Origin of the sequence: Promineifilum sp. (SeqCode) (assembly GCF_041918635.1) — a bacterium.
Lineage (GTDB): Bacteria > Chloroflexota > Anaerolineae > Promineifilales > Promineifilaceae > Promineifilum.
The window spans coordinates 1-2,734 of the sequence record NZ_JAYRVJ010000456.1 but is presented as its reverse complement, the minus strand read 5'-3'; the positions used below and the strand labels follow the sequence as shown (position 1 = coordinate 2,734).

Here is a 2,734-nt window from a genome sequence, read left to right as displayed (position 1 = left end):
TGGGGTACGCGGCCGGCTGGGAGTCGTTTTCCTCTGGCCCCTGGCCTATTGCCCGTGGCCACGTGCTCCCGTCCGCATCTGCGGAGGCGGACACCATCCCCCCCGCCCCCCCGCCCCCCCGCCCCCCCGATCCATACCCAAAACTCACCCCGCGAAACTCCACCGCCCCCACGATGGGCCGGGCCACGCCGCCCTCGTTCTCGTCCAGCTCTGTCTCGGTGTTGATCAACTCTAAAATGCGCCGCGCGCTGGCGACGCCGAGTTGGGCCAACTGGAAGGTGAAGATCGAGGTGAACGTGGGAAAGCGCAGGAAGCCGAACAGCCCCACGTAGCTGACTACCTGGCCCAACGTGATTTGTCCCGCCTGCCACAGCAGTACGGCGTGCAGGAAGGCCATGCCCCACAACAGGCTGAAGACCAGCATCGGGAGATAGCGCGCCTGAATCTCCCCCTCGCGCACGGCATAGTCGCGGTAGACGCTGGCGTCGCGGGTGAACTTGTCCCCCTCCTGCGCCTCCTGGGCGTGCCCCTTCACCACCTCGATGCCGCTGACCGTCTCGGCCAGCCCGGCGTTCATCACGCCGAACGACTCCCGCATCCCCTCGCTGACCGGGTTCAGTTGGCGCGAGTAGCCGCGGATGGTGATGGTAAACAGGATGAGGAAGATGACCGGCACGAGGAGCAGTTGGAGGTCAATCCGGCTAATGAGCACAATGGGCGCGACGATGCCCACCAGCGAATCGGTGATGAGCATGATGCCGGGGCTGAACATGAGGTTCAGCATGCGCACGTCGTTGGTGGCGCGGGCCATGATGTCGCCGATGCGCTGCCGGTTGTGGAAGGTCTGGCTCTTGCCCAGCAGGCTGGCGTACAGCTCATCGCGGGAGTCGCGCTCCACCCGCTGGGCCATAAACTCGAACGCGGAGTTGCGGGCCAACCCGAAGAGGCCCTGAGCGGCGGCCGAGGCGAACACCGACAGCGCTAACAGCAGTAGTGAGCGCGTTGTCCAGTCGGGCGTGTTGAGCAGGTCGAAGCCGCGGCCGATGAGCACCTGGATGTAGCTGGCGGCGAAGTTGTTCACCACCGCCGCTGCCAGCGCGGCGGCCGGCAGCCACGGATATTGCGCCAGATGCGAGACGATCCAGCGCACTGGCCCGGTGCGGTTGAACTCTTTCTCGTCGGCCAGGCGAAATTCGCGTTTGGTCATGGGGATACCTTGAGACCTGACAGGTTGGCAGACGGGAGACCGCGCGGAACCTATCAGGCCTGGTTGCTGGAAACAAACGTTCTATCGAGTGTGGGTAATTATAGCGCGTGGCGCGGGTCGCGCATACCCATGCAGGGTAATCGAATACCATAAGCGGATGCTGATGGACGCTGGTTTTTCGCTGATTGGCGCTGTTTCTTGGCTGTTGGTGGTACAATAAAGTGCGAGGTACATCTATTGGTTACGGAAGATAAGCGGTGGAATTAGCACCCGGCGGGCAGATCACCCACATCGATGTGGAACTGATGCGTCTGCGCATGGCTCTGACGCCCGGGCAGCGTATCCAGGCAATGCTGGACACGCACGAGTGGATCGTGGCCGTTATCCGCGGTCGGCTAAACCAGCAATACCCCGACCTATCCGACTATGACATCGGTCTGAAAATAGTAGATGAAATTGAACGCTCCAAACGCCGCGAGTTCCGACCTCACCTTGTACTTCCACGTTCTGCGAAAGCTCGAGGAACTTGATATTCCCTACATGGTCATTGGCGCTTTCGCCGCGACCATGTATGGTATCACCCGCTCGACTCACGACGTTGACATCATTGTCAACCTCGACGAAAGCCACGTGGAGGCTCTGGCAAGCGCCTTTCCCTCTCCGCGCTACTATGCCGATCCTTATCAGATGCGGGGCGCCATCGAAAACGCCAGCACGTTTAATATCATTGATGCCGAGCGCGCTGAAAAGGTCGATCTTTTCCTGCTGTCGCTGGATCTTCGCTACAAGCCCGCTTTCGAGACACGTACGCGGCGCACCGTGCCAATCAGTGGCCAGGAACCCCTCACTATATGGGTCGCGCGTCGGGAAGACGTGATCGTTGGCAAATTCATGGCTTGGGCCGAGGGCCGTTCATACCGGCATCTGGCGGATATATACGAGATGATGGTCTTCCACTATCTCCAGGCGCTATCTGGCGACAGCGAGTTTGATGACGCCTACACCGATGAACGCATCGCCGCGCTGGGAGAAGAGGTCGTCATCCAGTGGCAGGTTCTCAAAGAAGCCGCGCAAGAGTTTGCAGCGCAACAGCAGGATTAGTCACTTGTTTCGGTCTCTTCGACCTCGCGCCCCAACCCCATCTCGTTGAACAGCCCCGCCGCCGCGGCCAGGCGCGTTCGCCCCTCGGCCGCCCGGCCGCCCGCGACCAGCAGCCGCCCCAACGCCCGCTCCAGATAGGCCTGGATGAAGCGGTCGCCGTTGGCCTGGGCCACGGCGATGCCCTCGCTGAAGCTGACTTCGGCGTAGTCGCGCCGCCCCTCCCGGTCGTGGATGTGCCCCAGCGTGTAGAGGGCGTAGGGGCGCGAACGGGGCACTTCCATTTGCAGCACGCGCATGGCGTACTGGCGCGCCTTGTCCAGTCGCCCCGTCTCCATGTACGCCTCGGCCAGGTTATTGCTGATGGCCGAGATCCAGCGCTGGTGCTTGATGCGCTCGAAGAAGGCCAGCGCCCGTTCGGCCGGCTCG

3 protein-coding genes are annotated in these 2,734 nt (G+C 62.2%); 1 reads left to right on the top strand and 2 read right to left on the bottom strand.

Annotated features, from left to right (window positions below; all coding sequences use genetic code 11):
- The coding region (locus ACE3UY_RS13930) for an ABC transporter transmembrane domain-containing protein (protein WP_374688114.1) at nucleotides 1-1,207 on the bottom strand (1,207 nt) is incomplete at its 3' end.
- A gap of 450 nt (nucleotides 1,208-1,657) precedes the next feature.
- Here ACE3UY_RS13930 and ACE3UY_RS13925 point away from each other — a divergent pair.
- Entirely contained in the window at nucleotides 1,658-2,308 is a 651-nt protein-coding gene (locus ACE3UY_RS13925; protein WP_374688113.1) for a nucleotidyl transferase AbiEii/AbiGii toxin family protein, read from the top strand.
- Here ACE3UY_RS13925 and ACE3UY_RS13920 read toward each other — a convergent pair.
- The coding region (locus tag ACE3UY_RS13920) for a hypothetical protein (protein WP_374688112.1) at nucleotides 2,305-2,734 on the bottom strand (430 nt) is incomplete at its 5' end. The two genes, ACE3UY_RS13925 and ACE3UY_RS13920, sit on opposite strands and share 4 nt — an antisense overlap.

What these genes read in the sequence shown, in the direction of transcription:
- ACE3UY_RS13925 (WP_374688113.1), top strand. Translation starts at nt 1,658, where the DNA reads ATGAAATTGAACGCTCCAAACGCCGCGAGTTCCGACCTCACCTTGTAC.